Origin of the sequence: Streptomyces sp. CB01373 (genome assembly GCF_002803075.1) — a bacterium.
GTDB lineage: Bacteria > Actinomycetota > Actinomycetes > Streptomycetales > Streptomycetaceae > Streptomyces.
Window position 1 is genome coordinate 79,232 of the sequence record NZ_NNBK01000026.1, and the last position, 17,254, is coordinate 96,485.

General features: G+C 74.2%; 16 protein-coding genes. 9 read left to right on the forward strand and 7 right to left on the reverse strand.

The features are described from left to right. Positions 1-21: 21 nt before the first annotated feature. The 4 genes from CG719_RS32785 to CG719_RS32800 all read left to right on the forward strand — a co-directional run bounded on the left by CG719_RS32785 (position 22) and on the right by CG719_RS32800 (position 3,381). On the forward strand, positions 22-387 hold the full coding sequence (locus tag CG719_RS32785) for an Rv2175c family DNA-binding protein (RefSeq protein ID WP_100572357.1): 366 nt from the start codon (positions 22-24) through the stop codon (positions 385-387). A 147-nt stretch (positions 388-534) separates the two neighbouring features. Further along, the gene (gene thiE, locus CG719_RS32790) at positions 535-1,212 is read left to right on the forward strand and encodes a thiamine phosphate synthase (protein WP_100572335.1); all 678 of its coding nucleotides are present in this window, start codon (positions 535-537) and stop codon (positions 1,210-1,212) included. Positions 1,213-1,387: 175 nt separating this feature from the next. Further along, the gene (gene metF, locus CG719_RS32795) at positions 1,388-2,311 is read left to right on the forward strand and encodes a methylenetetrahydrofolate reductase [NAD(P)H] (protein ID WP_100572336.1); all 924 of its coding nucleotides are present in this window, start codon (positions 1,388-1,390) and stop codon (positions 2,309-2,311) included. Between the two features lie 56 nt (positions 2,312-2,367). Further along, positions 2,368-3,381 carry an SCO2102 family sporulation regulator gene (locus CG719_RS32800; RefSeq protein WP_100572337.1) on the forward strand — a complete coding sequence of 338 codons (1,014 nt, stop codon included), beginning with the start codon at positions 2,368-2,370 and terminating at the stop codon, positions 3,379-3,381. Between the two features lie 12 nt (positions 3,382-3,393). Here the strand turns inward: CG719_RS32800 and CG719_RS32805 are convergent, their stop codons facing one another. The 3 genes from CG719_RS32805 to CG719_RS32815 all read right to left on the reverse strand — a co-directional run bounded on the left by CG719_RS32805 (position 3,394) and on the right by CG719_RS32815 (position 6,520). Next, on the reverse strand, positions 3,394-4,890 hold the full coding sequence (locus CG719_RS32805; RefSeq protein ID WP_100572338.1) for a phytoene desaturase family protein: 1,497 nt from the start codon (positions 4,888-4,890) through the stop codon (positions 3,394-3,396). An 88-nt stretch (positions 4,891-4,978) separates the two neighbouring features. Further along, positions 4,979-5,596 carry a DUF4126 domain-containing protein gene (locus tag CG719_RS32810; RefSeq protein WP_100572339.1) on the reverse strand — a complete coding sequence of 206 codons (618 nt, stop codon included), beginning with the start codon at positions 5,594-5,596 and terminating at the stop codon, positions 4,979-4,981. 294 nt (positions 5,597-5,890) lie between these two features. Further along, positions 5,891-6,520: a TetR/AcrR family transcriptional regulator gene (locus CG719_RS32815; RefSeq protein WP_100572340.1), complete on the reverse strand. Its 630-nt coding sequence runs from the start codon at positions 6,518-6,520 to the stop codon at positions 5,891-5,893. Between the two features lie 197 nt (positions 6,521-6,717). Here CG719_RS32815 and CG719_RS32820 point away from each other — a divergent pair, with 197 nt between their 5' ends. The 3 genes from CG719_RS32820 to CG719_RS32830 all read left to right on the forward strand — a co-directional run bounded on the left by CG719_RS32820 (position 6,718) and on the right by CG719_RS32830 (position 8,893). Further along, positions 6,718-7,302, forward strand: coding sequence for an SAV_6107 family HEPN domain-containing protein (locus CG719_RS32820; RefSeq protein ID WP_100572341.1), 585 nt, complete (start codon positions 6,718-6,720; stop codon positions 7,300-7,302). An 88-nt stretch (positions 7,303-7,390) separates the two neighbouring features. Next, positions 7,391-8,218: a class I SAM-dependent methyltransferase gene (locus tag CG719_RS32825; protein ID WP_199836874.1), complete on the forward strand. Its 828-nt coding sequence runs from the start codon at positions 7,391-7,393 to the stop codon at positions 8,216-8,218. Positions 8,219-8,494: 276 nt separating this feature from the next. Next, entirely contained in the window at positions 8,495-8,893 is a 399-nt protein-coding gene (locus CG719_RS32830) for a DUF3040 domain-containing protein (RefSeq protein ID WP_100572342.1), read from the forward strand. A 73-nt stretch (positions 8,894-8,966) separates the two neighbouring features. On the opposite strand, the gene CG719_RS32835 is transcribed toward CG719_RS32830, so the two are convergent. From CG719_RS32835 to CG719_RS32850, 4 genes are all read right to left on the reverse strand, one after another. Beyond that, complete coding sequence (locus CG719_RS32835) at positions 8,967-11,390, reverse strand: transglutaminase TgpA family protein (protein ID WP_100572343.1); 2,424 nt, start codon at positions 11,388-11,390, stop codon at positions 8,967-8,969. A gap of 88 nt (positions 11,391-11,478) precedes the next feature. Further along, positions 11,479-12,852, reverse strand: coding sequence for a DUF58 domain-containing protein (locus CG719_RS32840; protein WP_100572344.1), 1,374 nt, complete (start codon positions 12,850-12,852; stop codon positions 11,479-11,481). After that, on the reverse strand, positions 12,852-13,925 hold the full coding sequence (locus tag CG719_RS32845) for an AAA family ATPase (RefSeq protein WP_376496310.1): 1,074 nt from the start codon (positions 13,923-13,925) through the stop codon (positions 12,852-12,854). The genes CG719_RS32840 and CG719_RS32845 overlap by 1 nt, the downstream gene beginning before the upstream one ends. 275 nt (positions 13,926-14,200) lie before the next feature. After that, positions 14,201-14,749 (reverse strand): beta-class carbonic anhydrase, encoded by a 549-nt coding sequence (locus CG719_RS32850; RefSeq protein ID WP_100572346.1) that lies wholly within the window; start codon positions 14,747-14,749, stop codon positions 14,201-14,203. Between the two features lie 421 nt (positions 14,750-15,170). Between CG719_RS32850 and rsmH the strand changes: the two genes are divergently transcribed. Further along, on the forward strand, positions 15,171-16,127 hold the full coding sequence (gene rsmH, locus CG719_RS32855) for a 16S rRNA (cytosine(1402)-N(4))-methyltransferase RsmH (RefSeq protein ID WP_100572347.1): 957 nt from the start codon (positions 15,171-15,173) through the stop codon (positions 16,125-16,127). A gap of 13 nt (positions 16,128-16,140) precedes the next feature. Next, on the forward strand, positions 16,141-16,737 hold the full coding sequence (locus CG719_RS32860) for a hypothetical protein (protein WP_100572348.1): 597 nt from the start codon (positions 16,141-16,143) through the stop codon (positions 16,735-16,737). The last annotated feature ends 517 nt before the right edge of the window (positions 16,738-17,254 follow it).

A 17,254-nucleotide genomic window follows, 5' to 3' on the forward strand; every position in this document is an offset into this window, starting at 1 on the left:
GCAGATGGCACGCTTGTGTCCGTGACCGAGATTGACACGAAGATCGAAGCTCTCGTCCCTGACTGGCTCACCCTTCCCGACATCGCCGAACAGTTCGGCGTCGAGGTGACACGTGTGCGGCAGTTGGTCAAGGAGGGCCAGCTCATCGCCGTACGCCGGGGTGAGAACCGCGCGCTGCACGTCCCCGCCGCCTTCATCGACGGCGACAAGGTCGTCAAGGGCCTGTCCGGCACCCTGACGCTCCTGAGGGACGACGGCTTCACGGTCGAAGAGATGATCGAATGGATGTTCACCCCCGACCCGTCCCTGCCGGGCACCCCCGCCCAGGCCCTGAGTGAGAACCGTGGCACAGAGGTGAAGCGCCGCGCCCAGGCCCTCGCCGTCTGACCCGGCCGGCTCCTCCACGCCCCCTCGGCCGCGGCCCTTGCGGCCGGGGGGGGGGCGGTGGCCGCAGCGGCCGGCCGGGAGGGGCGGATAGGGTCCGTCCGAGTGGCCGGACGAGCCACGGAACCGACGACTCGGGGGGACCCGCGTATGCCTGAGACCGCTGCCGTCGCCGATGCCGCAGCCGACGCCCGTGACCGGCTCGGTGCCGCGCGCCTGTACCTGTGCACGGACGCCCGCAGGCGGCAGGGAGACCTGGCCGGGTTCCTTGACGCGGTGCTGGCGGCGGGCGTCGACGTCGTGCAGTTGCGGGACAAGGGCATGGAGGCGGCGGAGGAGCTGCACCTGCTGGAGGTGTTCGCCGACGCGTGCGCCCGGCACGGGAAGCTGCTCGCGGTCAACGACCGGGCGGACGTCGCCCACGCGGCCCGCGCCGATGTGCTGCACCTGGGGCAGGGGGACCTTCCGGTGCCCGCCGCCCGAGCCGTCCTCGGCGACGGCGTCCTGATCGGCCGGTCCACGCACGCCGAGGACGAGGCCGCCGCCGCGGCCGTGCAGGACGGCGTGGACTACTTCTGCACCGGACCCTGCTGGCCCACGCCCACCAAGCCCGGTCGCCCCGCCCCTGGCCTCGACCTCGTCCGGTACACCGCCTCGCTGGGCACCGACCGGCCCTGGTTCGCCATCGGCGGCATCGACCTCGGCAACCTGGACCAGGTCCTGGAGGCCGGCGCCCGCCGTGTCGTCGTGGTCCGGGCGATCACCGAGGCCGCCGACCCCGGAGCTGCGGCGGCCCAGTTCGCCGAGCGGCTGAGGCAGGCGGGGTAGGGGCGCGGCAGGGCCGGAGGCCGGCCGTCCCGGCGTCTCGCTTTTCGGACAGCCGGCCGGGTCCGACCCGCTCATTTCCGGCCCCGCTGTCCGAAGGGTGGACAAGAAGCCGACAATCCTGGCAAATTTCCAGTGCTCGGTTGGGAGACCGCCGTGCCCTGGATAGCCTGCCAGTATGGCCCTCGGAACCGCATCCACCAGGACTGATCGCGCACGCACCGTGCGTGACATGCTCGCCACCGGCAAGAGCACCTACTCCTTCGAGTTCTGGGCGCCGAAGACGGCGAAGGGCGAGCGCAACCTGTGGAACGCGCTGCGCAGGGTCGAGGCCGTCGCCCCCGACTTCGTCTCGGTCACGTACGGTGCCGGCGGCTCCACCCGCGCGGGCACGGTCAAGGCGACCGAGCAGATCGTGTCCGACACGACGCTCACCCCGGTGGCGCACCTCACCGCCGTCAACCACTCCGTCGCCGAGCTGCGCAACATCATCGGCCAGTACGCCGACGCCGGGATCCGCAACATGCTCGCCGTGCGCGGCGACCCGCCCGGCGACCCGATGGCCGACTGGGTACCGCACCCCCGCGGGCTGACCTACGCCGCCGAACTCGTCCGGCTCATCAAGGAGTCGGGCGACTTCTGCGTCGGCGTGGCGGCCTTCCCGGAGATGCACCCGCGCTCCGCCGACTGGGACACCGACGTCGCGCACTTCGTCGACAAGTGCCGGGCGGGCGCCGACTACGCGATCACGCAGATGTTCTTCGAGCCGGAGTCGTACCTCCGCCTGCGCGACCGCGTCGCCGCCGCCGGTTGCGCGACACCCGTCATTCCCGAGATCATGCCGGTCACGAGCGTGAAGATGCTCGAGCGTCTGCCCCAACTCAGCAACGCCGCCATCCCGGACGACCTCAAAGAGCGGATCCGCGCGGCGGCGGACGATCCGGCGGCGGTACGCTCCCTTGGGATCGAGTTCGCCACCGAGTTCTGTGCCCGACTGCGGGCCGAGGGAGTGCCCGGGCTGCACTTCATCACGCTCAACAACTCCACGGCGACGCTGGAAATCTACGAGAACCTGGGTCTGCACCACCGGCCGCGGACCTAGACCGGCCGCACCCGCGTAGGACACACTGCGTAGCGGCCATTGGGAGAGGGGCGTACATGGGCTGGACGGTCCTCTACATCGCGTTCGGCATCGTCGCGCTGTGGCTGCTGGGCGAGGTGCTGCTGCAGTACAAGGCACGGTTGCGCTGGCGGCTGCTGGCCTTCGGCGGCTTCCTCGGTGTCGTCCTCGGGGTCCTGATCCCCTCCGTCATCGTGATCGGTGCCGGCGCGGCCGCCTTCGCGGTCGGCCAGACCTACGTGACGCTGTCCTTCCGGCGCGGCTTCGCGGAGGGCTGGGCGGTCAACCGCCCCGAGGCCGAGGGCGCCAAGCCGCGCCGCCGCGGCAAGGCCGAGTACCAGGACCCGGCCCTGGAGGTCTCCGGCCTCGAGGCGTCCGACGGCGACACCGGCACCATGCAGGCACTGCACAGCCACGAGGGTCAGCCCTACGGCCACGGCCACGGCGACGACGACCACGACGACGTCTTCACCCCCGCCGCCCCCCACTCCCAGCTCCGTTCGGGCGAGGGGACCCCCGTCTCCGAGCCCGCGGCCGCCGAGGCCACCGCCGTGTACGAGCCGCAGCCCCTGCCCGACGAGACCGGCACCTACGGCGTGTACGGCGGCTCGGCCCACCAGGGCGGCACGCAGTCGCCCTACCCGGGGGGCGGCCAGACCCAGGACCAGTACGCCAGCGCGGCCCAGGGCGCCGACCAGAGCCACGCGTACGACTACTCCGGCAACGGGCAGCAGGGCTACGGCTACGACGCCTCCGGCCAGCAGCAGTACGCCGCCTACTCCGACCCGTACGCCGGCACCCAGACCTACGACGGCTCCTACGACACCGGCTACGCCCAACAGGGGTACGGCCAGCAGGGGTACGGCACCCAGGACGCCTACGCCGGCTACGGCGCGGAGACCCCGGCCGGCGGGGTCTGGGTACCGCAGCAGCGCACCGACGAGTCCTACGGCGGCGAACTCCCGCCGGAGCAGCAGGCCTACCCGTACCAGGACGGCAACCAGGGGCAGCCGCAGCACGGCACGGGCTACGACGAGCAGTACCGTTTCTGAACGCTCCCCGGCTCACTGGGAGCCGCGGAACTCCGGTCCCTCCACGATCAGTCCGGCCACCAGCGCCCCCGACATCCCGGCGTGCGGCAGCCCGCCCCCGGGATGCGACCAGCCGCCCACGGTGAACAGGCCCGCGAGCCCCGTGGTGTTCGCCGGGTGCAGCAGGCGCCCCCGGTCGGCCGCGAGCGCCGGGGCGGGGACGGCCCCGCCCTCCGCGCCCGTCACCCGGGCGATGTCGGCCGGGGTGCGCACCTCGTGCCAGAGCAGACGGTCGCGGAGGCCGGGTATCGCCCGCGAGGCGACGGCGATCATCCGGTCGGCCTGCGCCCGGAGGTCCGCCGAGGCGGACGCGGGGACCGTCGCCGTGAGCGTCACCGCCTCGTGCTCCGGGTCCGGAACCAGCGCCGGATCCCCGGGACGCGACACCGAGACGGTGGGCCGCTCGGGCAGCCCGGGAACCGCGCCGAACAGCGCGTCGAGTTCGGCCGCGCGCTCCTCGGTGTGCACCACGGTCCGGTGGGCCGTCCCCTCCGGACGGCCGCCGCGCAGGGCCAGCAGCACGGTCAGACGGCTGGGCGCCCCGGGCTGCGGCGGCACCTCTCCCGCACCGCGCAGGGCCGTGCCCCGGACCATGCCGTCCAGCATTCGCGGCGGCACACCGGCGACCACGAACTCCGCCTCGGCCACGGTCCCGTCGGCGAGCTCCACGCCCGCCGCCCGGCCGTCCTTGTCGACGATTCCCCCGACCTCGGCGCCGAAGGTGAACTCGACCCGGCGGGCCAGGCACCGCTCGTACACCGCGCGCGCCAGCTCGCGCAGGCCGCCGCGCACGTACCAGGTGCCGAAGGCGTGGTCCAGGTACGGCAGTACGGCCGCGCTCGCCGGAGCGGTCCGCGGATCGAGGCCGTACGCGAGCGCGTGGCTCTCCAGGAGGGCGGCGAGCCGCGGGTCGCGCAGCTCCCAGGCACCGACCTCGGCGAGCGTGCCGGCCCGGCGGGTGCGCAGCAGGCGCTTGTGCGGCACCGCCGGGTAGGGCTCGCGCTCGGCCAGCACCTGCCAGTTGGGCCACAGCGGCTCCTCCAGGAGCGGGCGGCGGGCGCGGTCCCAGGCCTCGCGGGCCCGCACCAGGAAGTCGCCCCAGCGCTGACCGGCGCCCGCGCCGAGGGCTTCGTCCAGAGCGGCGACGACGCCCGCGCGCGAGACGTTCGGCAGGGACACCTCGGTGCCGTCCGCGAAGACGTGCCGTGCGGACGGGTCCACCTGGACCAGCTCGACGCGGTCCTCCAGCGGCTCCTTGCCGGTCTTGACGAACAGATCGCGGTGGACCGCGGGCAACGGGAGCAGCCCGGGGCCGGTGTCGAAGGCGAAGCCGTCCCGCTCGAACCGGCGCAGCGCGCCGCCGTACGTGTCCGTACGTTCGTACACCGCCACCCGGTGGCCCGCGACGGCCAGCCGGGCGGCGGCCGCCATCGCGCCCATCCCGGCGCCGATCACCGCAATCCGTGCCATGTGCGCGACTTTATCGACCGCCACTGACAATCCCGGTCTCGGGGGCGCTGACCAGCGGTTTCCCAGCTGCGCGAGGGCACGGGCGCGCTCAGCCCGGCGGGGACCCCGCCTCGGCCGCGAGCCGGCGTTTCTCCTCCCGTCGCTGGGCCCTGCGGCGCAGGAAGCGCCGGATCCGGGAGACCAGGAAGGCGACGATCACGATCCCGGCCAGCAGCAGGACGCCCGCGATGATCGCCGCGGCCAGCGGATGGAAGATCGCGAAGGTGACGATTCCGGCCACGCCGAGGTCCTCGGCCAGGCTCACGACCATATTGCTCACGGGCTCGGGCGACGTGTTGACCGCCATGCGCGTCCCGGCCTTCACCAAGTGGCTGGCCAGTGCCGTACCGCCGCCGACCAGGCCCGCGGTGACGTCCGACAGCGAGCCGCTCTGCCCCGCGAGCAGCGCGCCGACCCAGGCACCGGCGACCGGGCGGATCACCGTGTGCGCCGTGTCCCACACCGAGTCCACGTAGGGGATCTTGTCGGCGACCGCCTCCAGCGCGAACAGCACGGCCGCCGCGATCAGGACCTCAGGCCGCTGCAGGGTGCCGGGGACGTCGTCACTCAGTCCCGTCGCACCGAACACGCCGAGCAGCAGCACCACCGCGTACGCGTTGATGCCGCTGGCCCAGCCGCTTGTGAACACCATGGGGAGTACGGACACGGAGGCGATCGTAGCCAGCGGGCCGCGCGGAGTCCCGGGGGCGGGCACACAGGCCTGAGTATCCGTACCTAGCAAGCGAGATGAGTACGCGCACGGATGTGACGCGACCCGTGCGCACGGAAGAGTCGGAGGCACGGGAAAGGGCACACCGGCACCGCCGACACGGGGCGGCGGAACGGCGTGGCCCTCGACCGGGAGACGCCGGTGCGTGGTGGCCCGCGGGGGACGCGGCCAGGGCGCGCCGGCGTCTCCCTGTGCGCGGACCGTGCCGGGCGGTCTTGGGAGGCCGCGGCGTCAGAGGCGTCCGCTGACCCGTCCCTGAAGGAGCCGGGACAGCGCCGCGTGCACGTCGTCCAGGGAACGCTGCGGCTGGAAGGACTTCCAGTCCAGCGCGGCCACCAGCACCATGCCGACCAGCGCCGCCGCGGTCAGCGGCACGTCGACGTCCTCGCTGAACTCCCCGTTCGCCACGCCGTCGCGCAGTACGCCCTCGACGACCGCGACCGCCTCCTGCCGCACCACCAGGAGCGTGGACTGCCAGGAACGGTTGGTGCGCCACAGCTCGGCCACGTAGAGCTGGGTGAAGGCGGGGTAGCGGTCGATGAAGACGAGCCCGGCGCGCACCATGGCGTCCAGGGCGTCGACCCGGCTGCCGCCCTCCCGCGCCGTCCGGTCGGCCGCCTCGCGCAGGGAGGCGGTGAGCAGTCCCACGCCGTGCCGCAGCAGCTCCTCGAAGAGGACGGACTTGCTGGCGAAGTTGTAGTAGACGGTGCCCTTGGCGACCCCCGCCCGCTCGGCGATCTCGTCCACCGTGGTGGCGGAGAACCCCTGCTCGGCGATGAGGGTGACGGCGGCCTCGTAGAGCTTCTGCCGGGTGGCCTCGCGGCGGGTACGGCCGCCCGGCGTGGCGCTGCTGAGTTCCATGGCCCTGATTGTCACAGGCCGGCACCTCGCCAAGGGCGCGGCAGGGGAGGCCAGTGGCCGCGCCGCGGGCCCGGCACATGGGCCTTCCCTCACCGACGGCCGAGGCGAAATGCCTGGTCGGGACGGATTGTCAGTGCCGTACCTCACGATGGCCACATGCGGCACCCGTGCCGTCACCCGACGACAGGAGGTTCGTCATGGCCAACTCGTCCGCAGCCGCCGCCCGTCGGCACCGCGCCACCGGCCCTGCCCCCTCACTGACCGGCCCGGCGAGCGACGTGCACCCCGTTCCGCGCCGGGCCCCGGCCCCGCCCGCCGCCCTCGGCCTGCTCGCCCAGGCCCGCGAGGGCCTGGAGGAGGCCACCACCCTCCGCACCCCGAACGAGCGGTACGCGACGGCCCACCTCGCCGCGCTGCGCACCGCGGCCGCCGTGCTCGCCGCGCGAGGGCGCCCGGATCCCACCCCGCGCCGCCGGGCCCGCATCAGGAGCGCCTGGGAAGTGCTCCCCGAGATCGCGCCCGAACTCGCCGAGTGGAGCGCGCTGTTCGCCGCGGGCGCCGCGCGCCGCGCCCGCGCCGAGGCCGGGATCCGGGGCGCGGCCGGCCAACGGGACGCCGACGACCTGATACGGGACGTGGGGATGTTCATCCGCCTGGTCGAGCGCCTGCTCCTCCTCCAGCCGGTCCTTCCCCGACCCGCCCCCGGCGGGGCGGCGACCGCGGGGGCCGTGGAGCCGAGGGGCAGGTCGGGGGGTGGAGGCAATAGGGTGGAAGGCGCCTGAAGCCCTTCCAGTTCCGGTGTGCCGGGCGGGGAGGGGCAGCCCGATCGCTCCGCCGCGCAAGAGGCGGTGCCGCGCCGAGGAGTCAACCGTGTCGGACCCGATGCGCCCACCCGCCTCCCACCACCACTCTCAACCGGCGTCGCTGCGCTCCGACCCCTCTCGTCCACGCGCCTCTCTCCGTACCGCCGTGGTCTGGGAGGTCCTGCACGACGCCCTCGACCACCGGGTCAAGGCCTCGGGCCGGGACTCCCTGGACGTCCTCGACACCGGCGGCGGCAGCGGCAACTTCGCCGTGCCCGCCGCCCGGCTCGGCCACCGGGTCACCGTCGTCGACCCCAGCCCCAACGCGCTGTTCGCACTGGAGCGCCGCGCCGCCGAGGCCGGTGTGGCCGAGCGGGTGCGGGGCGTCCAGGGCGACGCCCACGGCCTCTTCGACGTGGTCGAGCGCGGCGGCTACGACGCCGTGCTGTGCCACGGCGTCCTGGAGTACGTCGACGACCCTGCCGAGGGCGTGCGCAACGCGGTGGCCGCCCTGCGCTCCGAGGGCATCCTGAGCGTGCTCGCCGCCGGTCTCGGCGGGGCCGTGCTCGCGCGCGCCCTGGCAGGGCACTTCAAGGAGGCCCGGCAGGCACTCGACGACCCCGAGGGCCGCTGGGGCGAGGGCGACCCGATGCCGCGCCGCTTCACCGCCGAGCAGCTCACCGCGCTCGTCGAGGGCGCGGGCCTGCGGGTCGGCGCCGTGCACGGGGTGCGGATCTTCGCCGACCTGGTGCCCGGTGTGCTCGTGGACACCGAGCCCGGGGCGCTGGACGCCCTGCTGAAGCTGGAGGCGGCGGCGGCCGAGCGGCCCGCGTTCCACTCCGTGGCCACGCAGCTCCACGTACTCGGTGAGACCAGGGGCGCGGCGGAGGCCTGAGCCGCCCCGCGGGACGGGCCGCCCACCGGCGCGGCGGCCGGGCATGCAGTCCGCCACAGGCCGCCCGGACGCGGGCTCGGCGCCGTATGATCGAAGGAGACCGTCCGGCATGACGGCCTGCCCGCCGGGGAATGGAAGCCTCAGCGGACCGGGACCGACATGGCGGGTTCCGGTTGGCCAATTGGCGCAGAGGGGCGGGTTTCACGGGGGCGATTCCCGCCTATCCTTAAGGGACCCCCCGAGTCGCCCCGGCGACTGCACGATGAGGAGGACTCCGTGCCGCTCTCGGAGCACGAGCAGCGCATGCTCGAGCAGATGGAGCGAGCGCTGTACGCCGAAGATCCCAAGTTCGCGTCGGCGCTCGAGGGAAGCGGGCTGCGTACGTACACCCGGCGGCGGGTCTACCAGGCGGTCGTGGGCTTCCTCGTAGGTATCGCGCTCCTCATGGTAGGAATGGTCGTCCAGAAGCTCATCTGGGTCAGTGTGGTGGGCTTCCTGGTCATGCTGGGCTGTGCCGTACTGGTCGTGACCGGCTGGCGCAAGGCTCCCAAGCCGGGCGAGCAGGCCGCAGCAGGCGGTCCGCAGGCCCGCCGTCCGGCCCGTCAGAAGCGTTCAATGATGGACCGCATCGAGGAGCGCTGGCAGCGCCGCCGTGACGAGCAGGGCGGCCGCTAGCCCGCCGCACACCCACAGTTCCGCGTGAGGGGCTGACCACCGATGGTGGTCAGCCCCTCACGCGTGCGACTCCTCAGCCGGAGGCCTCGGCCCCGTCCCCCGGGTCCCGCCGTCCCGACGACCCGCGCAGCGCCGCCCGGGCGCCGGCGACGCGGGCGGCGGCACGGGACCGGAACGCGTTCCACCGGGCCGATGCCGCCCAGACCACGCGCACGGCCGAGCGTGGCGCCAGTGCGGCCCGCAGCCTGGTGCGGCGCGACGCCGTGTCCCGCAGGCCGGCGGTGACCCGCCGGACGTCCTCGGCGAGCCCCGCCACCGGACGCGGGCGCGGCGCGTAGAGGACCTGCTCGACCGCGTCCGCCAGCCGGTGCGCCGAGGTCGCGGCCACCTCGTCCAGACGCCCGAGGCGGACGATCCGGGCGGCCGCCTTGCGCGGGGTGCGCGAATCGTCCGGCAGGATCCCGAAGTCCCAGGCGGTGTCGCCCAGTTCCTGCCAGACCGCCAGGATGTGCGACCCCGCGTCCGCCTCGCCGCGCCCGTGCGCGCCCAGCCGCACGGAGCGCATCCGCCGGCGCCACAGCAGCGGCGACAGCGGCAGGGCTACGACCAGCAGGCCGCCCAGCGTCCAGCCCAGCAGGGCGTGCCACCTCGGGCCGCCGCCGCCCTCGACCGGCACGGCCTGCGCGGACGGGCCCCCGCACTCCTGGAGCTTCCGCACCTCCGGCGGGCAGCTCTGGTCCACCGACGGCGCGGCGGAGGGCGCCGTGCTCGCGTCCTGGGACGGCGCCGACTGCTCCGGCAGGCTGGTGCCGGGCGTTTCCGGCTGCGTGTACGACGGTGTCGTGCCGCGTGTCGGGGTCGGCTCGAAGCGGGTCCAGCCGACGCCCTCGAAGTACAGCTCGGGCCAGGCGTGCGCGTCCTTCAGACCCACCGCCACGGTGCCGTCGCCCTGCGCGGCGCCCGGTGCGAAGCCCACCGCGACGCGGGCCGGTATGCCCAGCGTGCGGGCCATGGCGGCCATCGCGAAGGAGAAGTGCACGCAGAAGCCTCGCTTGTCCTCCAGGAACCGCGAGACGGCCTGCGGTCCGCTGCCCGCCTCTACCTGAGTGTCGTACCGGAAGCCGCCTTCGAGGGCGAACCAGTCCTGGAGCTCGACCGCCCGCTCGTAGTTGTTCGCCGCGCCCCGGGTGACCCGGCGGGCGGTGCTCGCGACGTCCGCCGGCAGCGACCGGGGCACCTTGGTGTACTCGCGCCTCAGTGCCGCCGGCGGCTCCGGCGCCTTGGCGAGCTGCTCGGCGGTCGGGCGCACCTGAAGGCTCTTCACCTCGTAGGTCAGCCCGCGCGTGGTCTGCCGGTGATCGCCGACGAGGGTCATGCCGACGGGCTCGTAGCGCCAACTGCCCTTGACCCGCACGGCGGTCGGCGGATACGGCATCGGCAGCCAGTCCTGCGCGTACGACGTGGACGCCGAGATCGTCGTGGTGATCTCCGTGCGCTTGACGCCGCCGTCCAGGCCCAGGGGAGCGGGCAGCCGGTCGGGCACGCTCACGATGTGCCGCTGGGACGGCTTCCAGGTGGTGCCGTCGAAGTCGTCCAGGGACACGATCCGCAGGTACAGGTTCGAGGTGTCGGAGGTGTCCGTGCGCAGGGTGATGACCGTATGGTCCTGGTCGACGTTCAGGTTGTCGCGCAGTGACACCAGCGGGTTCACCGCGGAGATCGTGCCGCCGTCCCCGCTGCCCGGGCCGACGCCGTTTCCGGCGCCGCCGAGCAGTCCGCCCCCCATCGCCGGCAGGGCGAGCGGCGCCACCAGGGCGATGCCGAGGGCGAGTGCGCCGATCCGGCGCCCGGTGCGCACCGGCGCGGTCGCGCCGCCCGTCTCGCGGACTCCCTCGCGCGGTGCCCCGGCGAACACCCGCCCCCACTGCGAGAGCCGGTCCCGGCCCTCGGCCAGCAGCAGCATCAGATAGCCGGCGGCCGCGACCAGGAACCACCACCAGCCGGTACCGCCGTCGGACAGGCCGGCGGCCACGGAGTACACGGCGAGCAGCGGCAGGCCCGCGGGGGCCGCGCTGCGGAACGTCACCGCGAGCGCGTCCACGATCAGTCCGATCACCAGGACGCCGGCGACGAGCATCAGGCGGATGCCGTCGGTCTGCGGGGCCGGGGTGGCGTACCGCCCGACGTCGTCCGCGCCCGCCCGCAGCAGTTCGGCCAGGTGCCGGAAGGCCTCGGGGCCGGGGACCAGCCCCGCGAAGGCGTGTGCCCGGGCGAAGACCAGCGTGAGCAGCATCAGCGTGGCCAGGGCCTGCGCCGCCACGGTCAGCGGCCGCGCCAGCGGTATCCGCCGGGCCACCGCGCCGACCCCCGACTGCACCGCCAGCATCAGGACGACCTGGAGGATCCACGAGGCGGGGGAGACCAGCGGCAGCAGCGAGCACGACGCCATCAACGTCGCCGCCGCCGCGCACAGCGCCAACCGCGTGCGCCCGCTCATGCCGACCCCTCGCCGCCGCCGGTGCCGCCCACGGGCACGTCGTGCCGGCCCTGGTACCGGCTTGGTACCGCCCGGCTCGTCACGGCGTTCATGACCGTCCCCCGCCCAGTCCCGTCCCACCGGCCGCGCCCGCGCTCGCGCGCTCCCGGTCCGCCCGGCGCCACAGCTCGTCCAGGCGGGCGCCCCTGGGTACGGGCACGGCCGTCCAGCCCGCGTCGCGCAGCAGCCGGAGGCGGTCGTCGGCCTCGGACACGGGACCCGGTACGTCGCCCGGCTCCCGGACCCAGTCCTCGCTGTCCAGGACGAAGGCGACCGCGCCGCCGCTGCGCTGCCGCATCCTGGCGGCGACCGCGGCCTGCGCCTCGTCGAGGTCGCCGAGGAAGGCCACCAGCAGTCCCTCGTTGCCGCCGCGCAGCACGTCGTAGGCGCGGGACAGGCCCGCCCCGTCGGAGTGGTCGATCACGGCGAGGGTGTCCATCATCAGCCCGGCCGCGTCCGCCGGCTCCTGGCCGGACCCCGCGAACCCGTCGCCGCCCTCGCCGGGCACGGAGCTGCCGGTGTCGGTCAGCAGCCGTACCGAGAAGCCCCGCTCCAGCATGTGGACCAGGACCGACGCGGCGCCGGAGACGGCCCACTCGAAGGCCGAGTCGGGGCCCGCGCCCAGGTAGGCGAGCGCCCGGGTGTCGAGGAGCACCGTGCAGCGGGCGCGCTGCGGCTGTTCCTCGCGGCGCACCATCAGCTCGCCGTAGCGTGCGGTGGACCGCCAGTGGACGCGGCGCAGGTCGTCGCCGTAGCGGTAGCCGCGCGGGATGACGTCGTCCTCGCCGGCCAGGGCGAGCGAGCGCTGCCGCCCGTCGCCGTACCCGTTGGCGTCGCCGCTCAGGCGCACCGGGGGCAGCGGCTCAACCCGCGGGATGACGGTCAGGGTGTCGTGGGCGGAGAAGGAACGGGTCAGTTCGCACATCCCGAAGGGGTCGGTCAGCCGCAGTTGCAGCGGGCCCAGCGGATACCGTCCGCGCAGGTCGGAGCGGACCCGGTAGGACACCTCACGGCGGCCGCCCGGCTCGACCCGGTCGAGCACGAAACGGGGCCGCGGCCCGAGCACATACGGCACCCGGTCCTGGAGCATCAGCAGGCCGGTGGGCAGCCGCGAGACGTTGTCCATCCGCAGGTGCACCCGGGCCTCGCTGCCGGCGGGCACGCGCGCGGGGGACAGCCGGCGGCTGCCGGCGACCCGGTAACGCGTGCGCAGGAGCACCGTGACGCACACCAGCGGCAGCGCCGCCAGCAGCAGCCCGACCCGCAGCAGGTCGCCCTGGCCGAGGACGTAGGCGCAGATCGCGGCGGCGATGCCGGCGGCCAGGAAGGAACGCCCGCGGGTGGTCAGACCGGCCAGCGCGGTGCGGACGCCGCCCCGCTCCCCGTGGTCGTCCTCCGCGTGCGCCGTCCCCGCGTCCGTCATCACAGGCCCCGCGGGTGCCGCCGGTCGTACGCGGGCACGCCGCGGCCCAGGCCGAAGCCGCCGGACTGCTGGGGCGCCGCGGGCACCGGGGTGTGCTGGAGGATCTCCTGGACGACCTGCTCGGCGGTGCGCCGGTTGAGCTGGGCCTGGGCGGTGGGCAGCAGCCGGTGGGCCAGGACGGCCACGGCCAGTGCCTGCACGTCGTCGGGCAGCGCGTACTCCCGGCCGCTCAGCGCGGCGGACGCCTTCGCCGCGCGCAGCAGGTGCAGCGTCGCGCGCGGCGAGGCGCCGAGTCTGAGGTCGGGGTGGGTGCGGGTGGCGGAGACCAGGTCCACCGTGTACCGCCGGACCGTCTCGGCGACGTGCACCCCGCGCACGGCCTCGATCAGCTTCACGATCTCGTGCGCGTGCGCCACCGGCTGGAGGTCGTCCAGCGGGCTCACCCCGCCGTGCACGTCCAGCATCTGCAACTCGGCGTCCGGGCTCGGGTAACCGATGGACACCCGGGCCATGAAGCGGTCGCGCTGGGCCTCGGGCAGCGGATAGGTGCCCTCCATCTCGACCGGGTTCTGGGTGGCCACCACCATGAACGGCGAGGGCAGTTCGTAGGTCTGCCCGTCGATGGTGACCTGCCGCTCCTCCAGGGACTCCAGCAGCGCCGACTGGGTCTTGGGCGAGGCCCGGTTGATCTCGTCGCCGATCACGATCTGCGCGAAGATGGCGCCCGGCTTGAACTCGAAGTCCCGGCGCTGCTGGTCCCAGATGGACACGCCGGTGATGTCCGACGGCAGCAGGTCGGGCGTGAACTGGATGCGCCGCACCGAACAGTCGATGGACCGCGCCAGCGCCTTGGCGAGCATCGTCTTGCCCACCCCCGGAACGTCCTCGATCAGAAGATGCCCCTCGGCGAGCAGCACGGTCAGTGAGAGCCGTACGACCTCGGGCTTGCCCTCGATCACTTCTTCCACGGAACGGCGGACCCGGTCCACGGTGGCGGCGAGATCACCCCCCACGCCCGGTTCCGCTCGAGCGGGGGCTCCCCCATGGCTCGCTCGATCGTCATAGGTCGTCACCCGGCGGCCCTCCTCGGCCCTTCCCCGCGCTCGTCGGCGAGCGGGGGATACCCCAACTTTCAGGGCCGACGCTCTGCTGTGCGGACCGGCCCACCCCGAATCAGGCACCACGCGCGAACGATCGCGCGTGAGGCCACCCCCGCATTCTTGCCGCCGTTACCGATTCGTGTCACTCGCCTGTGGACAACTGGCCGCGATATGTCGGTTCTTGCGGCTTTCGCTGGTGACGGCGGCATGCCGCGCACCGGACCGACGGCCCGGCGCGCGTGCGGCGGTCAGGCGGGGTCGATCTCGCGCAGCCGGCCCGTCCTGACGTCGAAGACGAAACCGCGCACGTCGTCGGTGTGCACCAGGAACGGCGAGGTGCGCACGCGCTGCATCGACTGCCGCACGTCCTGGTCGACGTCCCGGAAGGCCTCCACGGCCCAGGCCGGACGCTGCCCGACCTCCATCTCCAGCTCGTGCCGGAACTCCTCGGTGAGGGACTCCAGGCCGCAGTTGGTGTGGTGGATCAGCACGACGCTGCGGGTGCCCAGGGCCCGCTGGCTGATGGTGAGGGAGCGGATGACGTCGTCGGTGACCACGCCGCCCGCGTTGCGGATGGTGTGACAGTCGCCGAGTTCCAGGCCGAGCGCGGCGTGCAGGTCGAGACGGGCGTCCATGCAGGCCACGACCGCGACCCTCAGCACGGGCCGGGCGTCCATCCCCGGATCGGTGAACGCGGCGGCGTACTGCTGGTTCGCCTCCGCGAGACGGTCGGTGACAGTGCCACGACGGTCTATGGCGCCCTCGGACCCGGCAGGAACTGATGCAGAAGTCGTCATACTCATGACGTTAGTGGGCGCCGGGGCCCGGGTCCTGTCGTGAGACGGTACAAAGAACCCCGTCATGGCTTGTTGTGAGGGACCCCACACCCAGGGCGAACCCGCACCCGTCCGAGTGAATTTTCGTCCCGCGGTGCCGCCGCTGCTCCGACGGGCGACGCGCAGGCCGGTTGATTGACCGCGAGACAGGGTGCACTAAAGTGACGCGAAGCGGGAGGCGTGGCCCTCCCCGCTGTACTGCATTCCCCACAGGCCCCGGCCGACGCGCCGGCGGTCTCCCCACGTGCGCGGCGCGTACGTACGGCTCGGCCTCCTCCCGCTTCCGGTCGGCTGACGCTTCCGGCGCCGGCAGGCCCTTTTCTTTACCGAGCGGTCGGCGATCCGGCGGTGCGTGCGGGACGCGCCGGACTGAGAGGGCTCCTTGACCGACAGCCGACACGTCCCCGTGATGCTCCAGCGGTGCCTGGACCTGCTGGCGCCCGCCCTGGAGCGGCCGGGAGCGGTGGTCGTCGACTGCACACTCGGCCTCGGCGGACACAGCGAGTCGCTGCTCGCCCGCTTCCCCGAGGCGCGGCTGGTGGCCCTCGACCGGGACAAGGAGGCACTGCGCCTGTCCGGGGAGCGCCTGGCACCCTTCGGCGACCGGGCCACCCTGGTGCACGCCGTCTACGACGAGCTGCCCGACGTGCTCGACCGGCTGGGCGTGCCACGGGTACAGGGCGTCCTGTTCGACCTCGGGGTGTCCTCGATGCAGCTCGACGAGGCCGACCGCGGCTTCGCCTACGCGCAGGACGCGCCCCTGGACATGCGCATGGACCAGAGCACCGGGATCAGCGCCGCCGAGGTCCTCAACACCTACCCGCCCGGCGAGCTGGTCCGCCTGCTGCGGGCGTACGGCGAGGAGAAGCAGGCCAAGCGGATCGTGGCCGCCGTCGTGCGCGAGCGCGAGAAGGAGCCGTTCACCAACAGCGCCCGGCTGGTGGAGCTGATCCGCGACGCGCTGCCGCAGGCCGCCAAGCGCACCGGCGGCAACCCGGCAAAGCGCACCTTCCAGGCGCTGCGGATCGAGGTCAACGGCGAGCTCGCCGTGCTGGAGCGGGCGATCCCGGCCGCGGTGAAGGCGCTGGACGTCGGCGGGCGGATCGCCGTGCTGTCGTACCACTCCCTGGAGGACCGCCTGGTCAAGCAGGTGTTCGCGGCCGGTGCGGCGTCGACCGCGCCCCCGGGGCTCCCGGTCGTGCCCGAGCGCTACCAGCCCCGGCTCAAGCTGCTCACCCGCGGTGCCGAACTTCCCACCGAGGAGGAGATCGCCGAGAACCGGCGGGCGGCGCCGGCCCGGCTGCGCGGCGCCGAGCGCGTCAGGAAGGACGTCGAGTGAGCCAGGGGGAGCAGTGAGCAGGAAACCCGAACTGAGAGGCCGGGCCGCCCGGCTCGCCCGGCTCTTCCCGGCGGGCCGGGGGCAGGCCGCCCGCACCCCGTTCGTCCTTCTCGTCGTGCTGCTGCTCGGCGGTGGCCTCATCGGGCTGCTGATGCTGAACTCCGCGCTCAGCGAGGGCGCGTTCCAGCGGGAGGGGCTCCAGAAGGACACCAAGAACCTCACCGACGAGGAGCAGGCCCTCCAGCGGGACATCGACTCCTACTCCGCCCCGGACGCCCTCCAGCTCCGCGCCCGGCAACTGGGCATGGTGCCCGGCGGCGACCCGGCCTTCCTGAACGCCGACGGAACCGTCAAGGGCGTCCCGTCGGCCGCCCCGGAGCCGCCTCCCGCGGAGGAGACGCCGCTGTCGCTGCTGCCGCCCGAGGCGCTCACCCCCTCGCCGTCCACCACGGACGCCACGGCCCCGGCAACCACGGATTCGGCACCCCCCACCACGAACGCGGTCCTCCCCACCACGAACGCGGCGCCGCCACCCGCACAGGGCCCCGCCCCGGCCCTGGGCGGCACCACGCCCGCCGCCCCGGCCACGACCCCGGCTCCCGGCAGGTGACGGCCGTGCCCGCCGGCGAACCGCCCCGCCGCCCGCCGCCCGGCCTGCCCGCGCCCGCCGGGCCGGGGGCCCCGCTGTGTTCGGCCTCCGGGGGAGTAGTACGCCCCGTTCCGGCGGTCACGGCCGTGTCCCGACTCGCTCCCGTCTCGCCGGTCGTGTCCGCGACGGGACCGCCGCGTCGCCGGGTGTCCGGTCCGGCCGCGCCCGCCGGGCCGGGGGTCCGGCCGTGTGCGGCTTCCGGGGTTGTCGTGTCCGCCGTGTCCGCCGCCCCGGCGCTCCGGGGTGCGGCCCGGCCCGCTCACGTCCCGACGGACGTGTCCTGGAGGAAGTCGTCGCGGCGTCCGGTGGGTGCCGTTGTGTTCCGGTTCGTTTCGATTTCGACTCTCGGCAGGTGACGGAAGTGTCCGACAGGGAACCGCCGCGTCGCCGGGTGCCCGGACCCGCCGGGCCGGCGCGGCCGGCCGCCCGGCAGCGCCCCGGCCCCGGTGCCCGGCCGGCCCGCCGTCCGGCCCCGGCC

Coding starts and splice junctions, on each gene's coding strand:
- thiE (WP_100572335.1), top strand. CDS start 535: ATGCCTGAGACCGCTGCCGTCGCCGATGCCGCAGCCGACGCCCGTGAC.
- metF (WP_100572336.1), top strand. CDS start 1,388: ATGGCCCTCGGAACCGCATCCACCAGGACTGATCGCGCACGCACCGTG.
- CG719_RS32800 (WP_100572337.1), top strand. CDS start 2,368: ATGGGCTGGACGGTCCTCTACATCGCGTTCGGCATCGTCGCGCTGTGG.
- CG719_RS32805 (WP_100572338.1), bottom strand. CDS start 4,890: ATGGCACGGATTGCGGTGATCGGCGCCGGGATGGGCGCGATGGCGGCC.
- CG719_RS32815 (WP_100572340.1), bottom strand. CDS start 6,520: ATGGAACTCAGCAGCGCCACGCCGGGCGGCCGTACCCGCCGCGAGGCC.
- CG719_RS32820 (WP_100572341.1), top strand. CDS start 6,718: ATGGCCAACTCGTCCGCAGCCGCCGCCCGTCGGCACCGCGCCACCGGC.
- CG719_RS32835 (WP_100572343.1), bottom strand. CDS start 11,390: ATGAGCGGGCGCACGCGGTTGGCGCTGTGCGCGGCGGCGGCGACGTTG.
- CG719_RS32840 (WP_100572344.1), bottom strand. CDS start 12,852: ATGACGGACGCGGGGACGGCGCACGCGGAGGACGACCACGGGGAGCGG.
- CG719_RS32850 (WP_100572346.1), bottom strand. CDS start 14,749: ATGACGACTTCTGCATCAGTTCCTGCCGGGTCCGAGGGCGCCATAGAC.